General features: G+C 64.5%; 17 protein-coding genes and 1 pseudogene. 11 read left to right on the top strand and 7 right to left on the bottom strand.

The annotated features are described in order from the left end of the window. Positions 1-53: 53 nt before the first annotated feature. Complete coding sequence (locus NKL04_RS13740; RefSeq protein WP_023703090.1) at positions 54-1,331, bottom strand: D-tagatose-bisphosphate aldolase, class II, non-catalytic subunit; 1,278 nt, start codon at positions 1,329-1,331, stop codon at positions 54-56. Next, positions 1,328-2,314 (bottom strand): tagatose kinase, encoded by a 987-nt coding sequence (locus NKL04_RS13735; protein ID WP_023703089.1) that lies wholly within the window; start codon positions 2,312-2,314, stop codon positions 1,328-1,330. The genes NKL04_RS13740 and NKL04_RS13735 overlap by 4 nt, the downstream gene beginning before the upstream one ends. 210 nt (positions 2,315-2,524) lie before the next feature. Between NKL04_RS13735 and NKL04_RS13730 the strand changes: the two genes are divergently transcribed. Together NKL04_RS13730 and NKL04_RS13725 are read left to right on the top strand one after the other, a co-directional pair. Then, complete coding sequence (locus NKL04_RS13730) at positions 2,525-3,154, top strand: glutathione S-transferase family protein (protein WP_352723780.1); 630 nt, start codon at positions 2,525-2,527, stop codon at positions 3,152-3,154. Positions 3,155-3,299: 145 nt separating this feature from the next. Continuing rightward, positions 3,300-3,533: a hypothetical protein gene (locus tag NKL04_RS13725; RefSeq protein ID WP_031193476.1), complete on the top strand. Its 234-nt coding sequence runs from the start codon at positions 3,300-3,302 to the stop codon at positions 3,531-3,533. 66 nt (positions 3,534-3,599) lie between these two features. Here NKL04_RS13725 and NKL04_RS13720 read toward each other — a convergent pair whose 3' ends face one another. From NKL04_RS13720 to NKL04_RS13700, 5 genes and pseudogenes are all read right to left on the bottom strand, one after another. Then, entirely contained in the window at positions 3,600-4,097 is a 498-nt protein-coding gene (locus tag NKL04_RS13720) for a GNAT family N-acetyltransferase (protein ID WP_023703086.1), read from the bottom strand. Positions 4,098-4,108: 11 nt separating this feature from the next. After that, a complete protein-coding gene (locus tag NKL04_RS13715; protein WP_023673479.1) occupies positions 4,109-5,125 on the bottom strand; it encodes an ABC transporter permease in 1,017 nt (338 codons plus the stop codon). Beyond that, the gene (locus NKL04_RS13710; RefSeq protein ID WP_502899144.1) at positions 5,122-6,753 is read right to left on the bottom strand and encodes a sugar ABC transporter ATP-binding protein; all 1,632 of its coding nucleotides are present in this window, start codon (positions 6,751-6,753) and stop codon (positions 5,122-5,124) included. The genes NKL04_RS13715 and NKL04_RS13710 overlap by 4 nt, the downstream gene beginning before the upstream one ends. Positions 6,754-6,924: 171 nt before the next feature. Continuing rightward, the gene (locus tag NKL04_RS13705) at positions 6,925-7,872 is read right to left on the bottom strand and encodes a substrate-binding domain-containing protein (protein ID WP_023703082.1); all 948 of its coding nucleotides are present in this window, start codon (positions 7,870-7,872) and stop codon (positions 6,925-6,927) included. Positions 7,873-8,279: 407 nt separating this feature from the next. Next, positions 8,280-9,285, bottom strand: a pseudogene (locus NKL04_RS13700) (aldo/keto reductase). Between the two features lie 396 nt (positions 9,286-9,681). On the opposite strand from NKL04_RS13700, the gene NKL04_RS13695 reads away from it, so the two are divergent. The 9 genes from NKL04_RS13695 to NKL04_RS13655 all read left to right on the top strand — a co-directional run bounded on the left by NKL04_RS13695 (position 9,682) and on the right by NKL04_RS13655 (position 22,334). Continuing rightward, positions 9,682-9,906: a hypothetical protein gene (locus NKL04_RS13695; protein WP_023673483.1), complete on the top strand. Its 225-nt coding sequence runs from the start codon at positions 9,682-9,684 to the stop codon at positions 9,904-9,906. A gap of 117 nt (positions 9,907-10,023) precedes the next feature. Further along, positions 10,024-12,510, top strand: coding sequence for a DNA ligase D (gene ligD, locus NKL04_RS13690; RefSeq protein ID WP_023703080.1), 2,487 nt, complete (start codon positions 10,024-10,026; stop codon positions 12,508-12,510). 273 nt (positions 12,511-12,783) lie between these two features. After that, entirely contained in the window at positions 12,784-13,689 is a 906-nt protein-coding gene (ku, locus tag NKL04_RS13685) for a non-homologous end joining protein Ku (RefSeq protein WP_023712534.1), read from the top strand. After that, complete coding sequence (locus NKL04_RS13680) at positions 13,686-14,813, top strand: tetratricopeptide repeat protein (protein WP_352723778.1); 1,128 nt, start codon at positions 13,686-13,688, stop codon at positions 14,811-14,813. Before ku ends, NKL04_RS13680 begins: the two co-directional genes overlap by 4 nt. A gap of 212 nt (positions 14,814-15,025) precedes the next feature. Continuing rightward, on the top strand, positions 15,026-15,670 hold the full coding sequence (locus NKL04_RS13675; RefSeq protein ID WP_023703075.1) for an alpha/beta hydrolase family protein: 645 nt from the start codon (positions 15,026-15,028) through the stop codon (positions 15,668-15,670). A 7-nt stretch (positions 15,671-15,677) separates the two neighbouring features. Then, positions 15,678-16,448, top strand: a complete 771-nt coding sequence (locus NKL04_RS13670) for an exodeoxyribonuclease III (protein ID WP_023703074.1) — start codon at positions 15,678-15,680, stop codon at positions 16,446-16,448. 106 nt (positions 16,449-16,554) lie between these two features. Continuing rightward, on the top strand, positions 16,555-18,126 hold the full coding sequence (locus tag NKL04_RS13665) for a WD40 repeat domain-containing protein (RefSeq protein WP_352723776.1): 1,572 nt from the start codon (positions 16,555-16,557) through the stop codon (positions 18,124-18,126). Positions 18,127-18,206: 80 nt separating this feature from the next. Beyond that, positions 18,207-20,231, top strand: coding sequence for an SEL1-like repeat protein (locus NKL04_RS13660; protein ID WP_156951441.1), 2,025 nt, complete (start codon positions 18,207-18,209; stop codon positions 20,229-20,231). 99 nt (positions 20,232-20,330) lie between these two features. Beyond that, positions 20,331-22,334, top strand: coding sequence for an amidase (locus tag NKL04_RS13655; RefSeq protein ID WP_031201941.1), 2,004 nt, complete (start codon positions 20,331-20,333; stop codon positions 22,332-22,334). Positions 22,335-22,351: the final 17 nt, after the last annotated feature.

Below are 22,351 nucleotides of genomic sequence, written 5' to 3'. Positions count from 1 at the left end.
GGAAACGTCAGAGACACTGGGCTGAGGCAAAGATCAACCCGGCGCAAATGCACTCAGGTCCCACGGCATGCCGCGTCATAGTCGGCCAGCACCTGATCGACAGCTTCGAGAAGGATAGCCTCGGGATTGCCCGCCGACCCGAGTTCGGCCGGCAGCGCCGGCAGGAATTGCCGCATCAGCGTTTCGGGAATGGCGACCCCGTCCAGCGCCTTGCGCAGGCGCTCGACGGCCGCGACAGCGGTGGGGTTGCTCCAATAATAGCGGATGCGGTCGCTGTAGCTGTAATGCCGCTGCACATAGAGCTCTGCTTCGTTGCCGTGATAGTGGCTGTGCCAATGGCCGGGTGCTGCCAGCATCGCGCCTTCCATGGTCCGGGCGAGCGACCGGTCGCCATAATCCGTGATCATTTCGGATGCTATCAGGTCGAGCCCGTAAAGCGCCTCGCGCAAGGCGAAGGTCAGGCCGGGGCCGACCTTGAGGATGGGAAAGCCGTTTGCGACCAGCGCGGTCAAAGCCGCACGGCTCTGGTAGTCGGTCGAATGCGCCTCGTAGACGAGCGACGGCTGCTCATCGAGCAAGCCGGTCAGGCCCTTGGATTTCTCGGGCGCGTAGGCGACGACGTTCTGGCTGCCGAATTCCACGCCCGGCTGCACCACCACGGCCATGACGCGGCCGAACGCCTCGGTCAGGCCTTCGCGGGCAAAGATCTCCCGGTGAACCTCGATCGTGCGCCTCGCCGCCGCCGCCTCGGTCGGCTTCAACTCGCTGATCGCATGGTCGACGCCGCCGGGGGCGGGAACTTCGGTGCCGATGATGTAGACCGGCAAGGTGCTGCCTGCGGCGTGCGCGCCCGTTTCGGCCGCCTTTGCCAGCCGCGCCGCCCGGGTGGCGATGGTCTCGTCGTCAAGCGCCGCCGGCTCGCCGGCGCAGCCCATCGATGCGTCGAGATGGATCTTGGTGAAGCCGGCCGCGATATAGGCGCCGACCATGGCCTCGGCCTTGTCCATCGCCTGCGCCGCCGGCTCTGCGCGCCACGGGTTCGGTCCCAGATGATCGCCGCCGAAGATGATGCGCGAGGCTTCCAGCCCCTCGCGGCAGGCGATCTCCAGCACGAAGGCGACGAACAGCGCCGGGGTCATTCCGGTATAGCCGCCGAACTGGTTGACCTGATTGCAGGTTGCCTCAATCAGCAGGTTTTTCTCCCTGTCGGCAACGGCGCGCCTGATCGCCGTCTGGATCACCAGCGGATGCGCGGAGCAGATCGAGGTGATGCCGTAGGGCGAGCCGTTTTTGCGCGCGCTGGCGAGGCCTGCAAGCGGGTTGGCGCTCATGTCCGTCTCGCTGTTCCCTTGATGAATTGGTCAAGCGCATCGAAGCCGGCGGTGCCTTCCATCGGGCCGCGCCGGGTGACGTTGCGGGCGCCGGCGGCATTGGCATAAAGCAGCGCCTTGCCGGGCTCCATCCCCTGGCGGCGGCAGGTCAGGTAGGTGGCGCCGAAACAATCGCCGGCGCCCGTCGGGTCGACTTCCTCGACCTGAAAACCGGCGCAGTCGGTCCTGGCGCCCTCGGCGCCGAACCAGGAAGAGCCGTCAGCACCGCGCTTCAGCACGATCTCGCCGACGCCCCTGGCAAACAGCGCCGCCACCGCCTGATGCTCGTCATCGACGCCCGCCGTAGCGAGCAATTCGTCGCCGGACGGCAGCAGCAGGTCGGCATCATCGATGAGTGCGGAAAACAGTGCGCCGTCGGAGCCGTCGATCAGCTCCTTGCGCACATTCGGGTCGAATGAGGTCGAGCCGCCGCGGGCACGAACCGCCTGCACTGCGTAGCTGACGATCTCCTTCAGCCCTGCCACCGACAGCGTCGATCCCATGATATGCAGATGGCCGGCCCTGTCCGCCAGCAGGCGCGCAGCAGTGGTCAGGTGGATCTGCCCGGCGGCGGATTCGGCGATGTTGTAGACGAAGTCCCTGATACCATCGGGCCGGTAGCGCACGAAGGCGCATCCCGTCGGGAAGCGGTCGCTGATATCGACGGCTGAGACGTCGACGCCGTCGAGCTCCAGCCTGTCCAGGTTGAGCGTGCCGAAATCGTCGCGGCCGACGCAGCCGATAATGCCGGCGCCGCCCCCCAGCCGCGCAACCTGGTCGATGAAGATCGCCGGCGCACCGCTGGGGAATGGCCCGACGAGCGTTTGCGGCTCGAGGAAGCCGAAACCCAGTTCCGTCGCCATGATCTCGACCAGGATCTCGCCGGCGGCAATAGTTGGCCCCGCAGCCTCGGCGGCGATTTCGCTGCGGCGCGAAAGGCTCATGCTTGCGATTCCTCCTTGTCACAGACTGATTGCTTGCTCGCGCAGTTGTTCGGCACAAATGTTTATCGGGTAGATCGCACATACAGCGAAGTCAATAAAACTCTACATGCGTATAGTTTATCTGTTTCCGCGCGTACACATTGCAGGATTCGGGTGGCTGGTATCGTGGCACCTTGCAAATCAGGCGTCGACCGCAGCGAAAGGACAGCCATGCTCACGCTTCATGATTATTTGCCGTCGCAAAACGGTTGGAAGGCGAGGGTCGTGCTCGGCCTGCTTAACATTCCCTATGAAAGCCGCCTGGTGTCGATTTTCGAGGGCGAGAGCCACACCGACGCCTTCCTGAAGCTCAACCCGGCCGGCGCCGTTCCTGTGCTCGAACTCGAGGATGGCCGTGCGATCGCCGAATCGAATGCGATCCTCATTTATCTCGCCGAAGGCACGCCCTTGCTGCCGGCGGATCGCTATGTCAGCGCGAAAGTTATGCAATTGCTGTTCTTCGAACAGTACCATGTCGAGCCGGTCATCGGCTCCCTGCGCTTCTGGACGCTGGCCGGAAGGCTGGAGCGCAACCAGGCGACGCTTCCGGCCAAGCGCGAAGCCGGCGCCCGCACGCTGGCAGCGCTGGAGCGCAGCCTGAACGACACGCCGTTCCTTGTCGGCGACATGCTCACCATCGCCGACATTGCTGTCTATGCCTACGGCCACCGTGCCGAAGATTGCGGCTTTGCGCTGGCGGCTTATCCGGCGGTTCGTGCCTGGACGGGCCGGGTACGCGACGCCATCGGTCCCGGCTATCCCGTGCATCTCTACAGCATCGATCGGCATTCGGCTGCTTGAAGGCAAAAGGCGCGTTCACCTTGCTTAGTCGAAAAGAAGACCCAGATTCTGCTTTGTCGGCGGCTTTCGCTCGCAATCCGTTGACTGGATGGCCGGATCCCGGCGTCAACTCGACGACCTGCCGGCACTTAGCATGGAGGTGACCATGACACGCGACGATATCATTTCGGTGTTGGGGCCGGTAGACGAGGCGGTCATAGCCGACATCGCGCTGACCGGCGCCACCCTTCAAGAACTGCGCGAGGCGTTCGCCTGGCTCGGTGCCGACGAGGCGCTGGTCAACGAGGGCCGCCCCTTGCCGGGAACGAAGGTGGCGCGGCTGATCGAAATTCTCGATATGCCGGACGACGAGGACGGCCGGCAAGCGGCGGCGCAGTAGGCTGTAGGCGTAGGGTATCGGTCTGCGCCACCTTATTCCCTATTCCCTACGGCCTATTCCCTCCCCTTACGCCCTCGACAGCAGCCGGCGCATGATCAGCGAGGCGTGGCCGCCAACGCCGTGCGCGGCCGTGCGGCGCTCGACCACTTCGAAACCGTGCTTGCGATAGAAGGCGATCGCCCGGTCGTTGCCCTCGATCACTTCCAGCGCAATGCTGGGGATGCCGGCATGCGCGACAAGCACCGCGTGCAGCAGGTCGGTGGCGAGCCCGCTGCCGAACTCTGTCTTGTCGATGTGCAGCCGGTCGAGCAGGACATCGCCACGATCGTCCATCGCCGCCATCGCGTAGCCGGCGATCGAACCGTCCGGCCGTTCGGCCACGAACGACATCTTGTTGTCGTCCGCAAGTTCCTCGGCCAGCCGCTCGGGCGCATGCTTGTCGTCCGAGAGCCGCGCAGTGGTCTCTGGCCCCATAATCGCCGAATAGGTGCGCCGCCAGGATTCCCCCAACAGCCGCGACACCGCCGCTATATCTTTCTCGGTCATCGCCCTGATCTGAACCATGGCCTAAATCCTCACCGCCTCACCCGCGACTTCAGCCAACGATCGAAGGCCACGGCGAGGATCAGGATCAGGCCGATGACGATGCTTTGTGTGTAGGACGAGACATTGTTGAACTGCAGCCCGTTCTGCAGCACGCCGATCAGTGCTGCGCCCACCACCGTGCCGCCGACTGAGCCGATGCCGCCGAATAGCGAGGTGCCGCCGATGACCACGGCCGAAATCACCGTAAGCTCGTAGCCGATGCCGGCCACGGCTTCGGAGGAGTTGAGCCGTGCTGACAAAACGAAGGCGGCCAGCCCGGCGAAGAAGCCGACGATGACATAGACCGAGATCAGAATGCGGTCGACGCGCAGGCCCGAAAGGCGCGCGGCCTCGGCATTGCCGCCGACGGCATAGACGGCGCGGCCATAGCGCGTATAGCGCAGCACGATGTGGCACAGGATGGCCGCCACCGCGAAGATGATCGCCGGCACCGGCACCGGTCCGATGAGCCCGGTGCCGAACCAGCGCATCGAGGCGTCGAAACCGGAGATCGGTCCACCATTGGAGATGGTCAGCGTCAGGCCGCGAAACACGGTGAGACCACCCAGCGTGACGACGAAGGGCGGCACTTTCAGCCTGGTGATGGCAAAGCCCTGGACGCCGCCGGCCAGCGCCCCGACGATGACGGCGGCAAGCAAGGCGGCGAACCAGCCATAGCCTTGCGTGCCCGTGGTCGACAGCGACAGCGTGTTGGCGGTGCCGCCCTTGGCCACCACCGCCGCCACCATGCCGCAGAAGGCGAGCAGTGAGCCGACCGACAGGTCGATGCCGGCAGTGAGGATGACGAAAGTCATGCCGAGCGCGATCAGCCCGGTGATCGAGATCTGCCTCAAAATGTTGAACAGGTTGATTGGATCGATGAAGCTCGGCTTCAGCACGGTGAAGATGACGATCAACACCGCCAGGAACATCAGCGGCCCAAAACTCATCAGAAGCCGCGCGATGTTGATGCCGCTGCGCTGGGTCTGTTCGGTGGTGCTGGTCATTGCGTTGCGTCCTGCTTGCGGTCGAGCGCCATCAGTTCCATCAGTTTTTCCTCGGTCGCTTCGATGCCCGGCATTTCGCCAGTGATACGGCCGCGCCGCATCGTAACGATGCGATCCGACACTGCCAGCACCTCCGGCAGCTCCGACGAGATCATCATGATGGCGATGCCGCGTGCGGCAAGCTGCACCAGGATCTGGTGCACTTCGGCCTTGGCGCCGACATCGACGCCGCGCGTCGGCTCGTCGACGATCAGTACTTTCGGGTCGCGCGCCAGCCAGCGGGCCAGGATCACCTTTTGCTGGTTGCCGCCGGACAGCCCCTCGATCGCCTGCTCGGGCGAAGCCATGCGGATCGACAGTGCCTTGCGATAGCCGGCCAGCGCCTCGCGCTCGCGCCGTTCGGCCATGAAGCCGGCGCCATTGCTGTAGCGGCCGAGCGAGGCGATGGAGAAATTGTTGAGAATACCAAGTGCTGCAAAAATCGCCTGGTGCTTGCGGTCTTCCGGCACCAGCCCGATGCCGAGTTTGATGGCGTCGGCGGGGGAGGCCGGGGCGATCGGCTTGCCGTCGAGTGAAATCGTGCCGGCGGCGATCCGGTCGGCGCCGAAAATGGCGCGGGCAAGCTCGGTGCGGCCGGAGCCGACGAGGCCGGCGACGCCGAGGATTTCGCCGGCCTTCAGATCGAGGTTGACACCTTCGAGCACGATGGCGTGCGGCGCCAGCGGATCGCGCACCGTTCGCAAGCCTCGCACCGAGAGCCGGACCTCGCCGGCGACGTCGCGCTGCGTCGGCCGCGCGTAGAGTTCGGAGGCGGCGCGGCCGACCATCTTCTCGATGATCTTCGGAATCTGGATCGGCCGGCCGTCGCGGTCGAGATGACCGGCCAGCCTGCCGTCCCGCAGCACGGTCATGCGGTCGCAAATGGCGGACGCTTCTTCCAGCCGGTGGGTGACGAACATGATGGCGACACCGTCCTTGCGTAGCCTGTCCATGATCGACATCAGTTTCTGCACTTCGGTCTCGGTCAGCGCCGAGGTAGGCTCGTCCATGATGATCAGGCGGCTTTCCAGCGACAGAGCGCGGGCGATTTCGACCAGCTGCTGTTCGGCCACCGACAGCGAGGACACCGGCGTTGCCGGATCGATGTCGAGACCGACGCGGGCGATGATCGCGCGCGAGGCGTCCTCCATCCTGCGCCAGCTGACCAGCCCGAGCGGACCGAGCGGCGCGCGGCCGATGAAAATGTTTTCCGCAACCGTCAGCGTCGGGATCAGGCTCAGTTCCTGATAGATGGTGACGATCCCATGCCGCTTGGCATCCTGCGGACTGGACGGCGCGTAGTCGGCGCCGTCGAAGACGATGCGGCCGCTCGACGGCGGCATCACGCCGGACAGGATTTTCAACAGCGTCGACTTGCCGGCGCCGTTCTCGCCGAGCAGGCCAAGGATCTCACTGGGCCGCACCTCGAGCGAAACGTCGCTGAGCGCGGTGACGCCGGAAAAATGCTTGGTCACGCCTTCGACGGAAAGGAGCGGGGGCGATGATGCGGTGGGTTCAACGGCGGACAAGCATTGCTCCCGGATTGCGATAGGCAGCGGGACAGCGCCCCCCTCTGTCCTGCCGGACATCTCCCCCGCACGGGGGGAGATCAGCAGTTTTGCCGGCAGCACTTTTTCTACAACGTTGGCGATTGGCGAAAGCAGACGTGACGGCCAATCTCCCCCCAAGTGGGGGAGATGTCCGGCAGGACCGAGGGGGGCGCGACAGAGCGCGACCTCCACCCGTCATGGGCCTTACTCTCACTTCGTCTCGTTCAACCTCTCCGCCTTGTCGAGATTGTCCTTGCCGATGACGATCGGCGTCAACAGCACCAGCTTCTCCTTCGGCTCGGTCTTGTCCCTGGCGAAGGCGACCGCGATCTGCACCGCCGTGCGCGACTGTTCGCCGGGGAACTGTTCGACCGTGCCGGCGAGCTTGCCGTCGCGCACGGCGACCAGCGCTTCCGGCAGTGCGTCGAAGCCGTAGATCTTGACGTCGGTGAAGTTGCGGGCGGCACAGGCTTCGAGCGCGCCGAGCGCCATGTCGTCATTGGCGCAGATGATGGCGTCCGGCTTGCCGTTGGCGGCAAGCCCGGCCTCGGTCACCGACAGCGCTTCGGCGCGGGCGAAATTAGCGGTCTGCTCGAAGATGATCTGGTATTTGTCCTTGAGCGGATCGAGCACATTGTGGACGCCTTTGTTGCGGTCGATCGCGGGTCCGGCACCCGGCTGGCCCTGCAAATGGAACAGCTTGGCGCCGTTGGGGAACGCCGCCACCATGGCCTGCGCCTCGGCCTCGCCGCCCTTGACATTGTCGGCGCCGACATGGGCCAGAATGCCCTCGACGCCGTCGACGCGGCGGTCGATGGTGACCACGGGAACCCCGGCCTTGACCGCTTCCTCGATCGCCGGCGCCAGCGCGTTGACGTCAAGCGGCGAAATCACGATGGCGTTGACCTTCTGCACGAGTGCGGCCTCGATGTCGGCGGTCTGCTTCGGCGCCGAGTTCTGGCCGTCGCTCTCGGCCAGGTTGACGCCTTGCGCCTGCGCCTCCGCCTTGATCTCGTTCAGCATGTGCACAAAGAACGGGAAGCCGAGATTGGGCACCGAGCCCAATATGGTCAGTTTGTCGGCGGCAAAGGCCATGGGCGCGGCCAGCGCCATGGCGCCGGTCGCCACGGTCGACAACAGGAATTCGCGTCTGTTCATCAGATATCCTCCACATGAACGCAGGAGCCCGAAACCGGGAGCGGCTCGGGACGGTCCTTGCGTCAATTCAAAAATGGAGTGTCCTGTGAACGCCCCGAGGGGACGCGAGGCGCTCCAGCCGGTCCGCCGCAACGTTCTCCTCCGCACGGCGCCGACCCGAGGATGCTAGCCAAGGAAAATCGATTACGCAAGGTGAGGCGAGGGGCTGAAACTGCTAATCTCCCCCCTTGTGGGGGAGATGTCCGGCAGGACAGAGGGGGGCGCTGTCCCGCCGACATTGGCCAATTTCACTTACATCTTTGAGCTAACCTCTACGCAGAATACTTGATGCGGGCGATCCTTCGCGCCCCCCTCTGCCTTGCCAGGCATCTCCCCCACGAGGGGGGAGATTGGCAGCTTAGACGCCTCTACCTGTCGATGGTCGTCATCACCCGCTCATTGTAGAGCGGCCCTGAGACCGCCCGGCGCAAGGGCTGCGTCGAGCGCAGCAGTCTCGGCCGGGTCGAGCTGGATCGCGGCCGCAGCAACATTTTCTTCGAGATACTTGCGCCGCTTTGTCCCCGGGATCGGCACGATGTCAATGCCGAAACCGTCGCCCTTGCCGAGCACCCAGGCCAGCGCGATCTGTGCGGGCTTTGCCCCTTTGGCCGCGGCCACCTCCTGCACCGCAGCCGCAGCCGCGACATTGGCGTCGTAGTTGGCGCCCTGGTAGCGGGGGTCGCCGCGGCGGAAATCGCCTTCCGGATAATCCTCGGCGCGCTTGACGTCGCCGGCGAGGAAACCGCGGCCGAGCGGCGCGAACGGCACCATGCCGATGCCGAGCTTTTTGAGCAGCGGGATGATCTCCGGCTCCAGATTGCGCTCCCAAAGCGAATACTCGCTCTGCAGGGCCGACACAGGGTGCACGGCATGAGCACGGCCGATATTCGCCGCGCCCGCTTCCGAGAGGCCGAAGAAGCGCACCTTGCCCTCGGCAACCAGCCGGCCGACCGTGCCGGCGACATCTTCCATCGGCACCGCCGGATCGACGCGATGCTGGTAATAAAGGTCGACATGGTCGGTGCCGATCCGCTTCAGCGAGCCCTCCAGCGCCTCGCGGATATGGTCGGGCCGGCTGTCACGCTCCGTGCCGACCTGTCTGCCGTTTTCGATGCGGAAGCCGAATTTGGTGGCAAGGGTCACCTCATCGCGCCGGCCCTTCAGCGCCCGCCCGAGCAGTTCTTCATTGGCATAGGCGCCGTAGACTTCCGCCGTGTCGAGGAAGGTACAGCCGAGTTCGATGGCTCGGTGCAGGGTAGCGATCGATTCCGCCTCGTCGGCAGGGCCGTAGGACTGGCTCATACCCATGCAGCCGAGGCCGATCACCGAGACCTGCAGCCCCTGGCTGCCGAGTTTGCGGGTGCTGAGGGTCATTGCCGTTCTCCTTGGGGCTGAGGAAAACTATAGCGGCCGCTCCTCCAGTTTCCATAGCTGTTCGGCGGAAGAACAGCGCTTCCCTTGACAAAACCCAGCCGCAAGCGCCTTTGCCGGCGGCCATTGGGGGCCATGGGATACCAATGAAGAAGATCTACGAGAAGCCGACGCTGAACCGGCGTCAGCAGCTCTCGCGTCACCGCGCTCATAATTCCTTCGGACCACTAACCGAATATTGTCGTCGCCATTGCAAAGTCCGCTGCCGAGGCGCAGCGGTTTTTTGCTGCCGTCGGATCGTAGCGCTGCCAGAAGCAGGCGGTCAAAATTGACAGAGCGGCCGATCTCCAGCATCCTTATGCCGCCGCCATGTCTTGCGGTCTTGTGTATGAGTGAGCCATGGCCAGTTCCGTCACCAGCCAGAATTCCAAGCGCGCCGCGGTGCGCAAGGCGCTCGACCGCCACAAGGTCTACGTCACCGCGCAAAGCTTTTCCGGCGGCGTCTACTCGGCCCGCGTGCTGGTCGACGGCGAGGCCTACTGGGTCGACGAGTTCCGGCTGAGCCAGCTCCAACAAGGGCTGTCCCCGGCCGAGCTAGACCTGACGCCCGCCTCAGACGATTGAGCGTGATCTCCACATTCTTCGCACCACGCTGGGAAATCTGAAATGTTGGCGGGACAGCACTGTGCAGGAACGCGGCGCAGGGAAGGTTCGTCCGCCGCCGCCGCTCCCGCCTGACCCATGCCAACCCCGCCAAAACTCAAGGCCTACCGCGCCAAGCGCGAATTTACGAAGACGCCGGAACCGGCGGGCGGGCTCATTTCAGGCGACGGCAACCGCTTCGTCGTCCACAAGCATCACGCCACCGCCGACCATTACGATTTGCGCCTGCAGGTCGGCGGCGTGCTGAAAAGCTGGGCGGTGCCGCGCGGGCCCTCGCTCAACCCGGCCGACAAGCGGCTTGCAGTCGAGACCGAGGACCATCCGCTCGAATATATCGACTTCGAGGGCGTCATTCCCGAAGGCGAATATGGCGGCGGGCCGATGATCGTCTGGGACACCGGCACCTGGGCACCGATGGACGATGTCGACAAGAGCCTGCGCACCGGCGCCTTCAAGTTCCGGCTGGCCGGCGACAAGTTGAATGGCGGCTGGATGCTGACCCGTCTGAAGCCCAAGCCCGGCGAAGACAGCGAGAAGAAAAACTGGCTGCTGTTCAAGGAGCGCGATCTCGCCGCCGATACCGGCCTCGACATCCTGGAAGCGCGGCCGGAAAGCGTGAAGTCCGGCAAGCGGATCGAGGAGCTGGTGGCGCCGCCGAGGAAGCCGGCCCGCCTGCCGCCCAAGCCCGGCGCGCTGAAACCCGGCGCGTTGTCCGGTGCGGTCAGGGGCGATCCGCCGTCGCGCATCGAGCCGCAGCTCGCCACGCAGGTGCCGAAACCGCCGGGCGGGCCGGTGGAAGACACAGGTGAACTCTGGCTGCATGAAATAAAATTCGACGGCTATCGTACCATGGCGCATGTCGGAGATGGCGAGGTCAGGTTGATCACCCGCGGCGGCATCGACTGGACGAAGCGTTACGGCGACCTGCCGCAAGCCTTTTCCCGGCTACCGCTCAGCCAGGCGATCATCGACGGCGAGATCATGGTGCTGGACGAGAAGGGCATCTCGCGTTTCGCGCTGCTGCAGGATGCGCTGTCGGCGGGTGCGGGCAGCAAGCTCCATTTCTATGCCTTCGACCTGCTGCATCTCGACGGCTGGGACCTCCGCAAGGCGCCGCTCGCAAGACGCAAGGCCTTGCTCGCCGAACTGCTAGCCGGGCAGGGCGCCAACTCCGCCATCCAGCTGAGCGACCATGTCGAAGGCGACGGGCAGGGGCTTTACGATCAGGCCTCGATCCTTGGGCTGGAAGGCGTCGTCTCCAAGCGCGCCAACGCCATCTACCAGAGCGGCCGCACCAAGACCTGGACCAAGGTCAAGGCGCTGGAGACCGGCGATTTCATCATCGCCGGCTACACCGTTTCCGACGCGGCCGAAGGACTGGCGGCAATCGGCATGGCTGAATTCGCGGATGGTGAACTGCACTATCGCGGCAAGGTTGGCACCGGCTTCGATGCCGCGACGGCGGGCGACTTGCTGGCCCGGCTGCAGCCGCTGCGCGACGGCGCGACAGCACCCGAGGGTGTGCCGCGCGAGATCATGCGCGAGATGAAATGGGTGCGGCCGATGCTGTCGGCCCGCATCCACTACGCCAACCGCACGGCGGACAATTCGCTGCGCCACGGTGTGTTTCGGGGCTTGCGCGATGTCGGCCTGTCGACGCCGGTGTCGCCGAAGCGCAAGCGGCTGATCGCCGAAGCCGATCTCGCAACCATCTGGGTGACCAATCCGGAGCGGCGGCTGTTCGGCAAGACCGGACCGACCAAACTCGACATCGCCGTCTATTACGCGCTGGTCGGCGATTTCATGCTGCCGCACATTATGGGCCGCCCGGTGTCGCTGGTGCGCTGCCCGACGGGCCTGCCGAAGGACTGTTTCTTCCAGCGCCACGCCTTCACCGGCATGCCGCCGTCGGTGGTCACTTTTGACGCCACCAACTCCGAAGGTGAAACCAAATCCTGTCTGTCGGTCGAGGGAGCAAAAGGCTATCTGGCGCTGGCGCAGTTCGGCGTCGTCGAGTTCCACACCTGGGGCACGCATCGCTTGAGCCTCGACAAGCCCGACCAGATCGTTTTCGATCTCGATCCGGGTGAGGGCATCGCCTGGCGCGAGGTGGTCGAGGCCGCCGTCCACATCAAGGGCGAATTGGAGCGGTTCGGCCTGGTGCCGTTCGCCAAGACATCCGGCGGCAGCGGCATCCACATAACCGTGCCGGTGACGCAAAAGCAGAACTGGAAGAAGCTGCACCAGGCGACCAGCGCCATCTCCACGCACCTGGCGGCCACCGCGCCCGACACTTTCACCACCACAATGGGCAAGGAAAACCGCAAGCGCCGCATCTTCATCGACTATCACCGCAACGCGCGCGGCCACACCTCCGCGGCGCCTTATTCGCTGCGCGCCCGCACCAACCTGCCGGCGTCGACGCCGGTGAGCTGGAGCGACCTTGAGACGATCGATGCGCCGCAGGATCTGAACTATTCCTCGCTGCCGGGGTTGTTGGCGACCTCGGGCGACCCCTGGGCGGACATGGAGGATTTCGCGAGGGATTTGCCGGCCTTCAAATAAGGTTTTTCTCCCCATTTCATGGGGGCGAGGAACCCAAGTCCATCGACGCTTCGGACAATTTGAATTATTCTCGGCCTTGGACCTTCAGGGCGACTGGAAGATTTCGCTAGGGATTTGCCTGTATCGTGCCCGGTCGGTGTAGGATTTCCGCAGCACCATTCGTCCTTTGGACGAAGCGCTGCAGTAAGCATGATCCCGAAAAGTGGGAACCGGTTTTCGGTTAAGATCATGCTCAGTCTGAAATGTCAGTGCATGGCCGCGTAGGAGAGTATCATGGCGCCCAGGGCAAGTTGGAAAGGTTACCTCAAGCTCAGCCTCGTCAGCTGTCCGGTCCGGCTCTATCCGGCAACGACGACCAGCGAGCGCATATCGTTCAACCAATTGCACAAGAAGACCCACAACCGCATCAACATGAAGCCGGTCGACCCTGAACTCGGCCTCGTCGAGCGCGCGGACCTGGTCAAGGGTTACGAATACGAGGACAAGCAGTACATCATCATCGATGAGGCCGACCTCGAAGCAGTGCGCATCGAATCCAATCACACGATGAACATCGAGGCCTTCGTCGACGAAGACGAGGTCGACGTCATTTATCAGGATGCGCCGTACTACATGGCGCCGGATGGCGCCATGGCGGAGGAAACCTTCGCCGTGCTGCGCGAGGCAATGCGCAAATCCGGCAAGCTGGCCATTGCCCGCCTTGTCCTGTCCAGCCGCGAGCGCGTGGTGACGATCGGCGCGCGCGAGAACGGCATGTTCGTGTGTACGTTGAGGAACCCGAACGAAGTGCGCGGCACGGCTGAATATTTCGGCAACATCCCGGCTGGCAAGCCGGATCCCGAAATGCTGCAATTGGCCGAAGCGCTGATCAAGCAGAAGGAAACCACCTTCGATCCGAAGAACTATGAGGACCGCTACGAGATCGCGCTGATGACGATGATCCGCGAGAAACTGAAGGGCCATAAGCCGATCATTGCGGCGGCGCCCGAGCGTGGCAATGTCATCAACCTCATGGACGCGTTGAAGGCGAGCCTGTCGCAATCAGCCAAGCCGCCGGCCAAGTCGAAGAGCAAGGCCGACGACGCTGAAAAACCTGCCGCCAAGGCTAAGGCGGGTGCGGCCAAGGAAAACCCGTTGAAGGCCAATCTGCTCAAGGCCGTCGGCAAGAGCAAGGGGTGACGGCGCCGACCGGTATAATCCCGGGCGCCGTCTTCGGCGCCATCGGCGCGCTGGCGGCATTTCCGCTGCGGCTCGCGGCCCGTGAGGTGGAGCGTCAGCACGGCCAGTTGCGGCGCGGCGTCACCAGGCGCACCAGCCATGTTGTGTTCGGCCGAACGCTGATCGCCAAGGCCGGCACGGCGAAGGGCGGCGATGCCGAGATTGAACGCCGTGTTGCCGCCGAGCGTGCCGCCGGCCGAACGCTCCTTAGCGAAAATGGCTTCCTGCGCCTGCTTGGTCTGATGAAGGCGCCGGAGGCGTCTTCGCTGTCCAGGCAGTCTCTCGTCGACCAGTCCAGACTGTCCGGTGCCGACCTCGACCTGCTCAGCCTGTTCGACGCCTTCGAGCACGATTGTGAACCCTACTCGTTCCGCGATCTGATCCTTGCCCGCAAATATGCCGGGCTGGTTGCCGGCGGTGCATCCTGGGGCGCGATCGCGCGCTCCGTGCATCGCTCCGGTCCGGTCGCTTCGCTCACCGCCAAATCGCTCAATGTCGGCTCGCAGCATGGCCGGCCCGATCAGATCTATCTCGAGGATGGCCAGAGCGAACTCGACGGCCAGCTGCTGTTCGATCTCGGCAGCGCAAGCGCAGCCGGCGACGACACGCTGGAAGAATTGTTCGCCGAGGCTGAAAGCGCGGAAGAGGAGGGCCGGCACGACGATGCCGCGGCGCTCTACCAACGCTGCCTCAGCATCGATCCGAGCGACGCCATCGCCGCGTTCAACCGCGCCAATTGCTTGCGTGGCGCCGGTCGCGTGGCCGACGCGGCGCATGACTATGCAAGAGCGATCAAGCTCGATCCGGCGTTCGTCGAGGCCTGGTTCAACCTCGCCGGGCTGATGAGCGACGAAGGCAAGATCGCCTCGGCGCGCCGGCATCTGGTCAAGGCAATCGCGCTCGACAAGAGCTACGCCGATCCGGTGTTCAACCTTGCCCGGCTGGAGTTCGACGCCGGCAATCTGACCGAAGCCCGCCGCCACTGGGTGCGCTATCTCGAACACGATGCTGACAGCGAATGGGCTCGCATGGCGGCCCGGGGGATACAGTTCGTCGATTTGCAGATGACGCGGACGGCGGGGTAGGGCGCAATGGCAGCGCTTGAGCACCCCCCTCTGGCCTGCCGGCCATCTCCCCCTCAAGGGGGGAGATTGGATGTCGCCATCGCTTTCGCCAATCACTATCGTCGCGAGGTCCGTGAGGCGCTGAAACTGCCAATCTCCCCCCTTGAGGGGGAGATGTCCGGCAGGACAGAGGGGGGCGCGAAGGAACTCGGCCTTTACCGGCAGCGCACCCCATGACCACCTTCCTCTTCGACGGCAATTACACCGCTCCCGTCACCATCCTGCTGGCGCACGGCGCCGGCGCATCGATGGATTCGCCTTCGATGACCGCCACCGCCAAGGCGCTCGCCACCGCCGGCTTCCAGGTCGCGCGCTTTGAATTCCACTATATGGCGGCCCGCCGCTATGGCCAGCGCAAGCCGCCGCCGCGCGCCGAGACGGTCAACCCGGAATACATAAAGGCCATCGCCGATCTGAGAGCCATGGGCGTCGCTGGTCCGCTCATCATCGGCGGCAAGTCGATGGGCGGGCGCGTCGCCTCGATGGTTGCCGACGAGATGTTCGCCAAGGGCGAGATTTCGGGCCTCGTCTGCCTCGGCTATCCCTTTCATCCGCCGGCCAAGCCAGAGCAGCTCAGGACAAAACATCTCGCCGACCTCAAGACGCCGACGCTGATCTTCCAGGGCACCCGCGACGAGTTCGGCACGAAAGAAGAGGTCGCGACCTACGGCCTTTCCAAAGCCATCGAGGTGATCTGGCTGGAGGATGGCGACCACGACCTCAAGCCGCGCAAGAGCGTGTCGGGTTTTTCGACCGCCGATCATTTGAAGACGCTGGCCGGGACGGTGAAGGCGTGGACAGGGCGGATCGTTTCCTGATCGCCAAATGCAAATCGCCACCTTCAATATCAACAACATCAACAGCCGGCTGCAAAACCTGCTGGCGTGGCTGGCGGCAGCCAAGCCCGATGTCGTCTGCCTGCAGGAGCTGAAGGCCCGCGACACGCAGTTTCCGCGCACGGCGCTTGCGGCGGCCGGCTACGGCGCGGTGTGGAAGGGCGAACCGACCTGGAATGGCGTCGCCATACTCGCGCGCGGGTCCAAGCCGGTGCTGACCCGTGACGTCCTGCCCGGCGATACCGCCGACAAGCAGAGCCGCTACATCGAGGCGGCCGTGAACGGCATCGTCATCGCTTGTCTCTACGCGCCCAACGGCAACCCGCAGCCGGGGCCGAAATTCCAGTACAAGCTGGCGTGGCACGCGCGGCTGGAGGCGCATGCCGCAGAACTGTTCGACACCGGCCTGCCGGTGGCGCTGGTCGGCGACTACAACATCGTGCCCGAGCCGCGCGACATCTACGCCACCCGCTCCTATGACGACAACGCGCTGGTGCAGCCGGAAAGCCGGGCGTCGTTCCAGCGTCTGCTCGAGCAGGGCTGGACCGATGCGCTCCGCAAGAAGCATCCGAAGGAAACGCTCTACACATTCTGGGATTATCGCCGCAACCGCTGGCCGCGCGATGCCGGGCTGCGGCTCGACCACATCTTGCTGTCGAAGAAACTGGCGCGCCGCCTCACCGCTGCCGGCATCGACCGCGATGTCAGAGGTGAGGACGGCGCCAGCGACCACGCGCCGGTATGGGTCGAATTGAAGTGAATTTGGCTGCGTGATCGCGCCCACTTTCGTGGGCGCAGTTTTGCGCTATTTGTTTCGCTGCGGCGGCCGCATGATGAGCAAGGTGCGGCACCGGAGGGGGAGTCCGATGGACAGGTTGGCCGAAAGGCTGTTTGCGCTTCCGCTGCTGGCGGCCGCTTTGGCTTGTCTGGTGCGGGCGTATCTGCTGCTCGGCGACAGAGATTTCAGCTGGAGCGGGATCGATCACATGCTGCACGGCCCAGCCACGCTGCGACCGGTGGTGTTCCTGACCGTCGGCGGGCTTTGCCTGCTTGGCGCCCTGTTGTTCTGGGCCGGACTGCTGCCGGGTCGGCGAAGCCAGCCTGCTGGAACGCCGCTTTTTGGCCGCGACGCCGAGATCGACCCAAAGGGCCGCCCCGGTCTGCGGCGCGCCTTCCTCATGTTGCCGGTGCTCGCCGTGTTGGCGCTGCTGGCCGACCACTTCCCTTGGGCGCGTGACGCCGGCCCGGGCGCTGAGGTGGCCGCCCCGAACGAACCCAAAGCCGAGCCGAAGGACCAGGGCATCGACGGTGTCCCGCCGGACCTGGCGACGCCGGCGGCCCCGCCGAGTTCGCCGCAGGTCACCATGCCGCCCGAGCCAACTCCGCCGGTGCAGGCAGCCAAACCGCCCGAGCCGGCGCAGCCTACGCCTCCGGCTGCTCCCCCTCAGCCGCCACAAGTCGCACTCGCTCCGGCGACACCGCCACCGCAAACCGTCGCGCCGTTGCCGCCGCCTCCGCCGGCGCTGCCGACCGAGCCCGACGGCCATCGCGACGCCGTCGTCTGGCTCGCCGTCTCGGCCGATGGCCGCGACATCATGAGCGCCAGCACCGACCATATGATCAAGCTCTGGGACATCGCCGGCAAGCGGTTGATCCGCAACCTTGGTGAACACAAGGACATGGCGCGCACGGCGCTGTTCATGCCCGACGGCGCCACCGCGCTGACCGCCGGCGACGATGGCGAGATCGTGCTGCGAAAGCTTGCCGACGGCGCGGTGCTGCATGTCTTCTCGTCGGGCGCGAATGGCGGCGTGCGTAAGCTGGCGATCAGCCCGGACGGCAAGCGCGCCGTCAGTGGCCACGACACCGGCAACGTCATCGTCTGGGATCTCGTCAACAAATCGGTGCTGCATGTGATGACCGGACATGACTGGCCGATCAGCACGGTCGCAATCTCGCCCGACGGCACGCGCGCGCTGAGCGGCTCCATCGACGGCACGCTGAAATTCTGGGACGTCGAAAGCGGCAAGCAATTGCGAAGCTGGCACGGCCACGAGCAGGGCACCTACGGCGCCGTCTTCACCGCCGACGGCCATCATGTCGTCACCGGCAGCGGCGACTACACGATCAAGCTCTGGGACCTCGACACGTTTAGGGAATTGCGCCGCTTCGAGGGCCACGAAGGCACCGTCTATACGCTGGCGCTGTCGGCCGACGGCAAGCGCCTGGCCTCCGGCTCGCTCGACGGCACGGCGCGGCTGTGGGATCTCGGCACTGGAGACCAGATCGCCATGTTCGACAGCCGCACCGGCCCGATCTACGCCGTTGCCTTCGCCACCGACGGCACACTGGTCACCGGCGGCGACGATCGGACCATCAGGGATTGGCCGGCGGCTGGCGGCGATGGCGAAATCCTGTTCGCCGGCGCACCGCAGTAGCGACATCAAATGCTTTGGATATTCCAGAACAGCCTGGCTTGCGCTATGGATTACTGGTGGCTGCAAATGGATTGGGGACGGTGAGCAACAACGACTGGGCGCCCAAAGTGGATACACCTGTCTACAGCCCGCCCACGTCGCGTCGCCGAGGGGTCCTTACCGTCGTTCTGGTGTTGCTGGCGGCTTTTGTGCTGCTCGGTCCTGGCCGAAATTACTATGTGCAGTGGTCAGCGGCACAAAAGGGTGCAGCGGCTCTCCAGGCAAAGGATTATGCCGAGGTATTCCGTCAAATGAAGATCATGGCGGACGCTGGCAATGTTGACGCAAAAGGCCAGCTTGGTGCGCTGTACTGGCGCGGGGAGGGCGTGGCTCAGAACGACAGCCAGGCGGTGTATTGGTGGAAGAAATCCGCCGATGGCGGCAATGCGGAAGCCATAGCAGCACTGGGTCAGGCCTACCTTATGGGCAGGGGCGTTGAAAAGGACAGTCGGCTTGCCGAGAGTTTCTCACGAAAGGCCGCCGATAAAGACAACATGAATGGGCAGTACCAGCTCGGCGTGTTGTACTGGCAGGGCCAAGGGGTCGCGCAAAGTTATGAGCAGGCGCTCTATTGGTGGCGCAAGGCGGCCGATCAGGGGAGCGGGGAGGCTGAATATTCTCTCGGCCAAGTCTATTTAAATGGCCAAGGGGTCGAAAGAAACGATCAACTGGCGTTGAAGTTTTCCAGGCAGTCAGCCGACAAGGGCAATGCGAACGCTCAGTACGCCCTCGGCGTCCTGTATGCGCAGGGTCGGGGTGTTGCGCAAAGCTTCGACCAGGCTGCCTCATGGTGGCGCAAGGCGGCTGACCAAGGAAGCCTGGAGGCCGCTTTCTGTCTCGGACGCGCCTACTATCTTAACCAAGGCGTCAAGAAGGATGATCAGGCCGCCATAGTGTGGGTGAAAAAGGCAGCCGATCTGGGTGAGCCGAATGCCCAGGCTTTGCTGGGCACTTTGTACTCGCGGGGCCACGGCGTTGAGCAGGATGACCGCCTTGCGTTCGGGTGGTGGATGAAGGCCGCAACCACCGGTCTGACAGAAGCGCAATACGCGGTGGCGGCCGCTTATGGCCAGGGAAAAGGTACCCCTAGGGACGACGGCCAGGCGTTTGCGTGGATGAGCAAAGCCGCCAATCAGGGCTTTGTGTTCGCCCAGTCGAATCTGGGCGGATATTATTCGATGGGCCAAGGCGTCGAGAAGAGCGCCGGGCAGGCGGTCTATTGGTGGCGCAAGGCCGCGGAAGCGGGGAATGCCGAAGCCGGTGCCAATCTGGCCCGGGCGTATTCGCTGGGCGAAGGCGTGGGACGGGACGATGCGTTGGCCGCGACTTGGGCGCAAAAGGCGTCCGACGGGCGAAACGCCGACGCTCAATATATGCTTGGTATCCTCTACAGCCAGGGCCGCGGCGTTGCGCAAGACAATGATCTGGCCTTCCGATGGTGGATGAAGGCTGCTGTCCAAGGCCATGTGGTAGCGCAGTATAATGTCGGGGTCGTGTATCGGGAGGGCGTCGGGAAGGATGAAAGGCAGGCATTCGAGTGGCTGAGCAAGGCTGCCGACAAGGACAATGACCTTGCGCAGTTCGCTCTCGGTGGACTGTATTGGGATGGTCTAGGAGTAACGAAGGACCCCGTTCAGGCGGCAAGGCTCTGGCGCAAAGCCGCCGACCAGAGCAATGCATTCGCGCAGAAAGCGCTCGGCACAGCCTATTCCGAGGGTGTTGGCGTTGCGCAAAGCAGTGCGGATGCGGCGGGCTGGTGGCTCAAGGCGGCGCGGCAGGGAAATGTCGATGCCCAGCTAGCCTTAGCGTATGCCTCGGCCAACGGCGTGGGCATTGCCAGAGACGACAAGGCTGCCGAGTCCTGGTGGCTGGAAGCCGCAAAGGCCGGCAGCGTCGATGCCGAGTTCAGTCTGGGCTCGCTCTACTACCGCGGCGTCGATGGGAAACCAAACTACAAGGAAGCCGCCAAATGGTTCTTCAAGGCGGCAGGCCACGGCAGTTCCGGCGCCAAGACCTATCTCGACCTGATGAAGGAAAACGGCCAGCTCGACAGCAAGATGCTGTGAGCCGAGTGCATAAGCGTCGCCGTCACGCCTTCCGTTTGAGGCGTGACACTCGTATCGCACGATGCGAAGACTCATTTGCCGCTGCATCTCGAGAATCCCATGCCCCTCCACATCGTCGAAGCCTCGATTGCCGATCTGCGGCGCGCGTTGGAAGACGGTACCGTCACCAGCGTCGAGCTGGCCGGCGCGTATTTCAGGCGCATCGCGCACTACGACCGCCATGGCATTGCGCTCAATGCCGTGCCGGTGCTTAACCCGGCAATGTTCGAGGAGGCGGCGGCGTCCGACCTGCGCCGCCGCAATGGTGCTGCGCTCGGGCCGCTCGACGGCATCCCCTACACCGCCAAGGACAGCTATAAGGTGAAGGGCCTGACGGTGGCCGCCGGCTCGCCCGCCTTCGAGCATCTCGTCGCCAACGAGGACGCTTTCACCATTGCCAGGCTGAGGGCCGGTGGTGCTGTGCTGATCGGGCTGACCAACATGCCGCCAATGGCCAATGGCGGCATGCAGCGTGGCGTCTATGGCCGCGCCGAGAGCCCCTACAATGCCGACTATTTGACCGCCGCCTTCGCTTCCGGCTCGTCCAACGGCTCGGGCACGGCCACCGCCGCCAGCTTTGCCGCTTTCGGGCTGGGCGAGGAGACATGGTCTTCCGGCCGCGCGCCGGCGTCCAACAATGCACTTGTCGCCTACACGCCGTCGCGCGGCGTCATTTCGGTCAGGGGCAACTGGCCGCTGGTGCCGACCATGGATGTGGTGGTGCCGCACACGCGCGGCATTGCCGACATGCTGGAGCTGCTCGACGTGATCGTCGCCGACGATACCGAGACGCGCGGCGATTTCTGGCGCGCGCAGCCCTGGGTGTCGATCGCGAAAAGCGCTGCTCTCAGGCCGCCAAGCTACACTACACTCGCCTTGGAGGGCTCGTTGAAAGGCAAACGCCTCGGCGTGCCGAAAATGTATATCGGCCGCGACGGCGGCGCGCCCAAACCCATCGAGACCCGCGCCTCGGTGCTCGACCTCTGGCGGCAGGCAGCGCGTGACCTGGAAAAGCTCGGCGCGGAGGTGGTCGAGGTCGATTTCCCCGTCGTCTCGAACTATGAGCGCGACCGTCCGGGCACAAAAACCATGGTCGAACGCGGGCTGGTGCCGGAAGCCTTCGCCGAGCGCGAAATCTGGGATCTCTGCATGTGGGGCTGGGACGATTTCCTGCGCGCCAATGCCGATCCGGCGATCCCCGATCTGGCTGCGGTCGACGGCCCAAAGATTTTCCCGCAGCCGCCGGGCGCGCTGCCGGACCGCTATGGCGACGACGGTTTCGATCTGGCCGACTACGTCACGAGCGCCAAGCAGGGCGTGATGCCATTGCTGGACATTCCAGCGCTGGCGGAAGGTCTGAGGGGATTGGAGGCGACGCGGCGCATCGACTTCGAGGACTGGCTGGACGAGCACAGGCTCGACGCCGTCGTGCTGCCGGCGGTCGCCGATGTCGGCCCGGCCGATGCCGACGTCAACGAGACCTCTGCAGCAATCGCCTGGCGCAACGGCACCTGGGTTGCCAATGGCAATCTGGTGTGGCGTCATCTTGGCATCCCGACCGTCACCGTGCCGATGGGAACGATGGCCGATATCGGCATGCCGGTCGGGCTGACCTTTGCGGGCAAGGCCTATGATGATGCGGAGTTGCTGCGCCTCGCCGGCGACTACGAGCGCGCCACCCAGCGCCGCACCAGCCCGCCGCGCACGCCGGAATTGCCGGACGATGTCTTTGCGGAACGCGGTGATTTGCGGGTCGGCGATGCGCTGCCGCCGGCACTCAGGCTTGCCGCTGAAACGATGCGGCGAGGAGACCAGGCCGAGATCGCCGTGACGGTTGAACTCGATGCGGAGACCGCTGACCTCAAGGTTCACGTCAATGGCGAACCGGTCGCTCTGCGGCGCAGCGGCACAAGCTTTCACGGTCGCATCCTGGTGCCGGCCGGCGAGCATGAAAGAATGCACAGTGTGCGGCGAGGCGCTTACGGCTCGATCGTTACGGCCGTCATGCGGCTGGAGGATGGACGCACGGCTGGTGCTTACGTGGTCGCGGGTGGAATCGGGTGAGGGTACAGGTAATCTCC

This window comes from Mesorhizobium sp. C264A (assembly GCF_040324515.1).
Taxonomy (GTDB): Bacteria; Pseudomonadota; Alphaproteobacteria; order Rhizobiales; family Rhizobiaceae; genus Mesorhizobium.
This window is presented reverse-complemented; position numbering and strand designations above follow the sequence as displayed.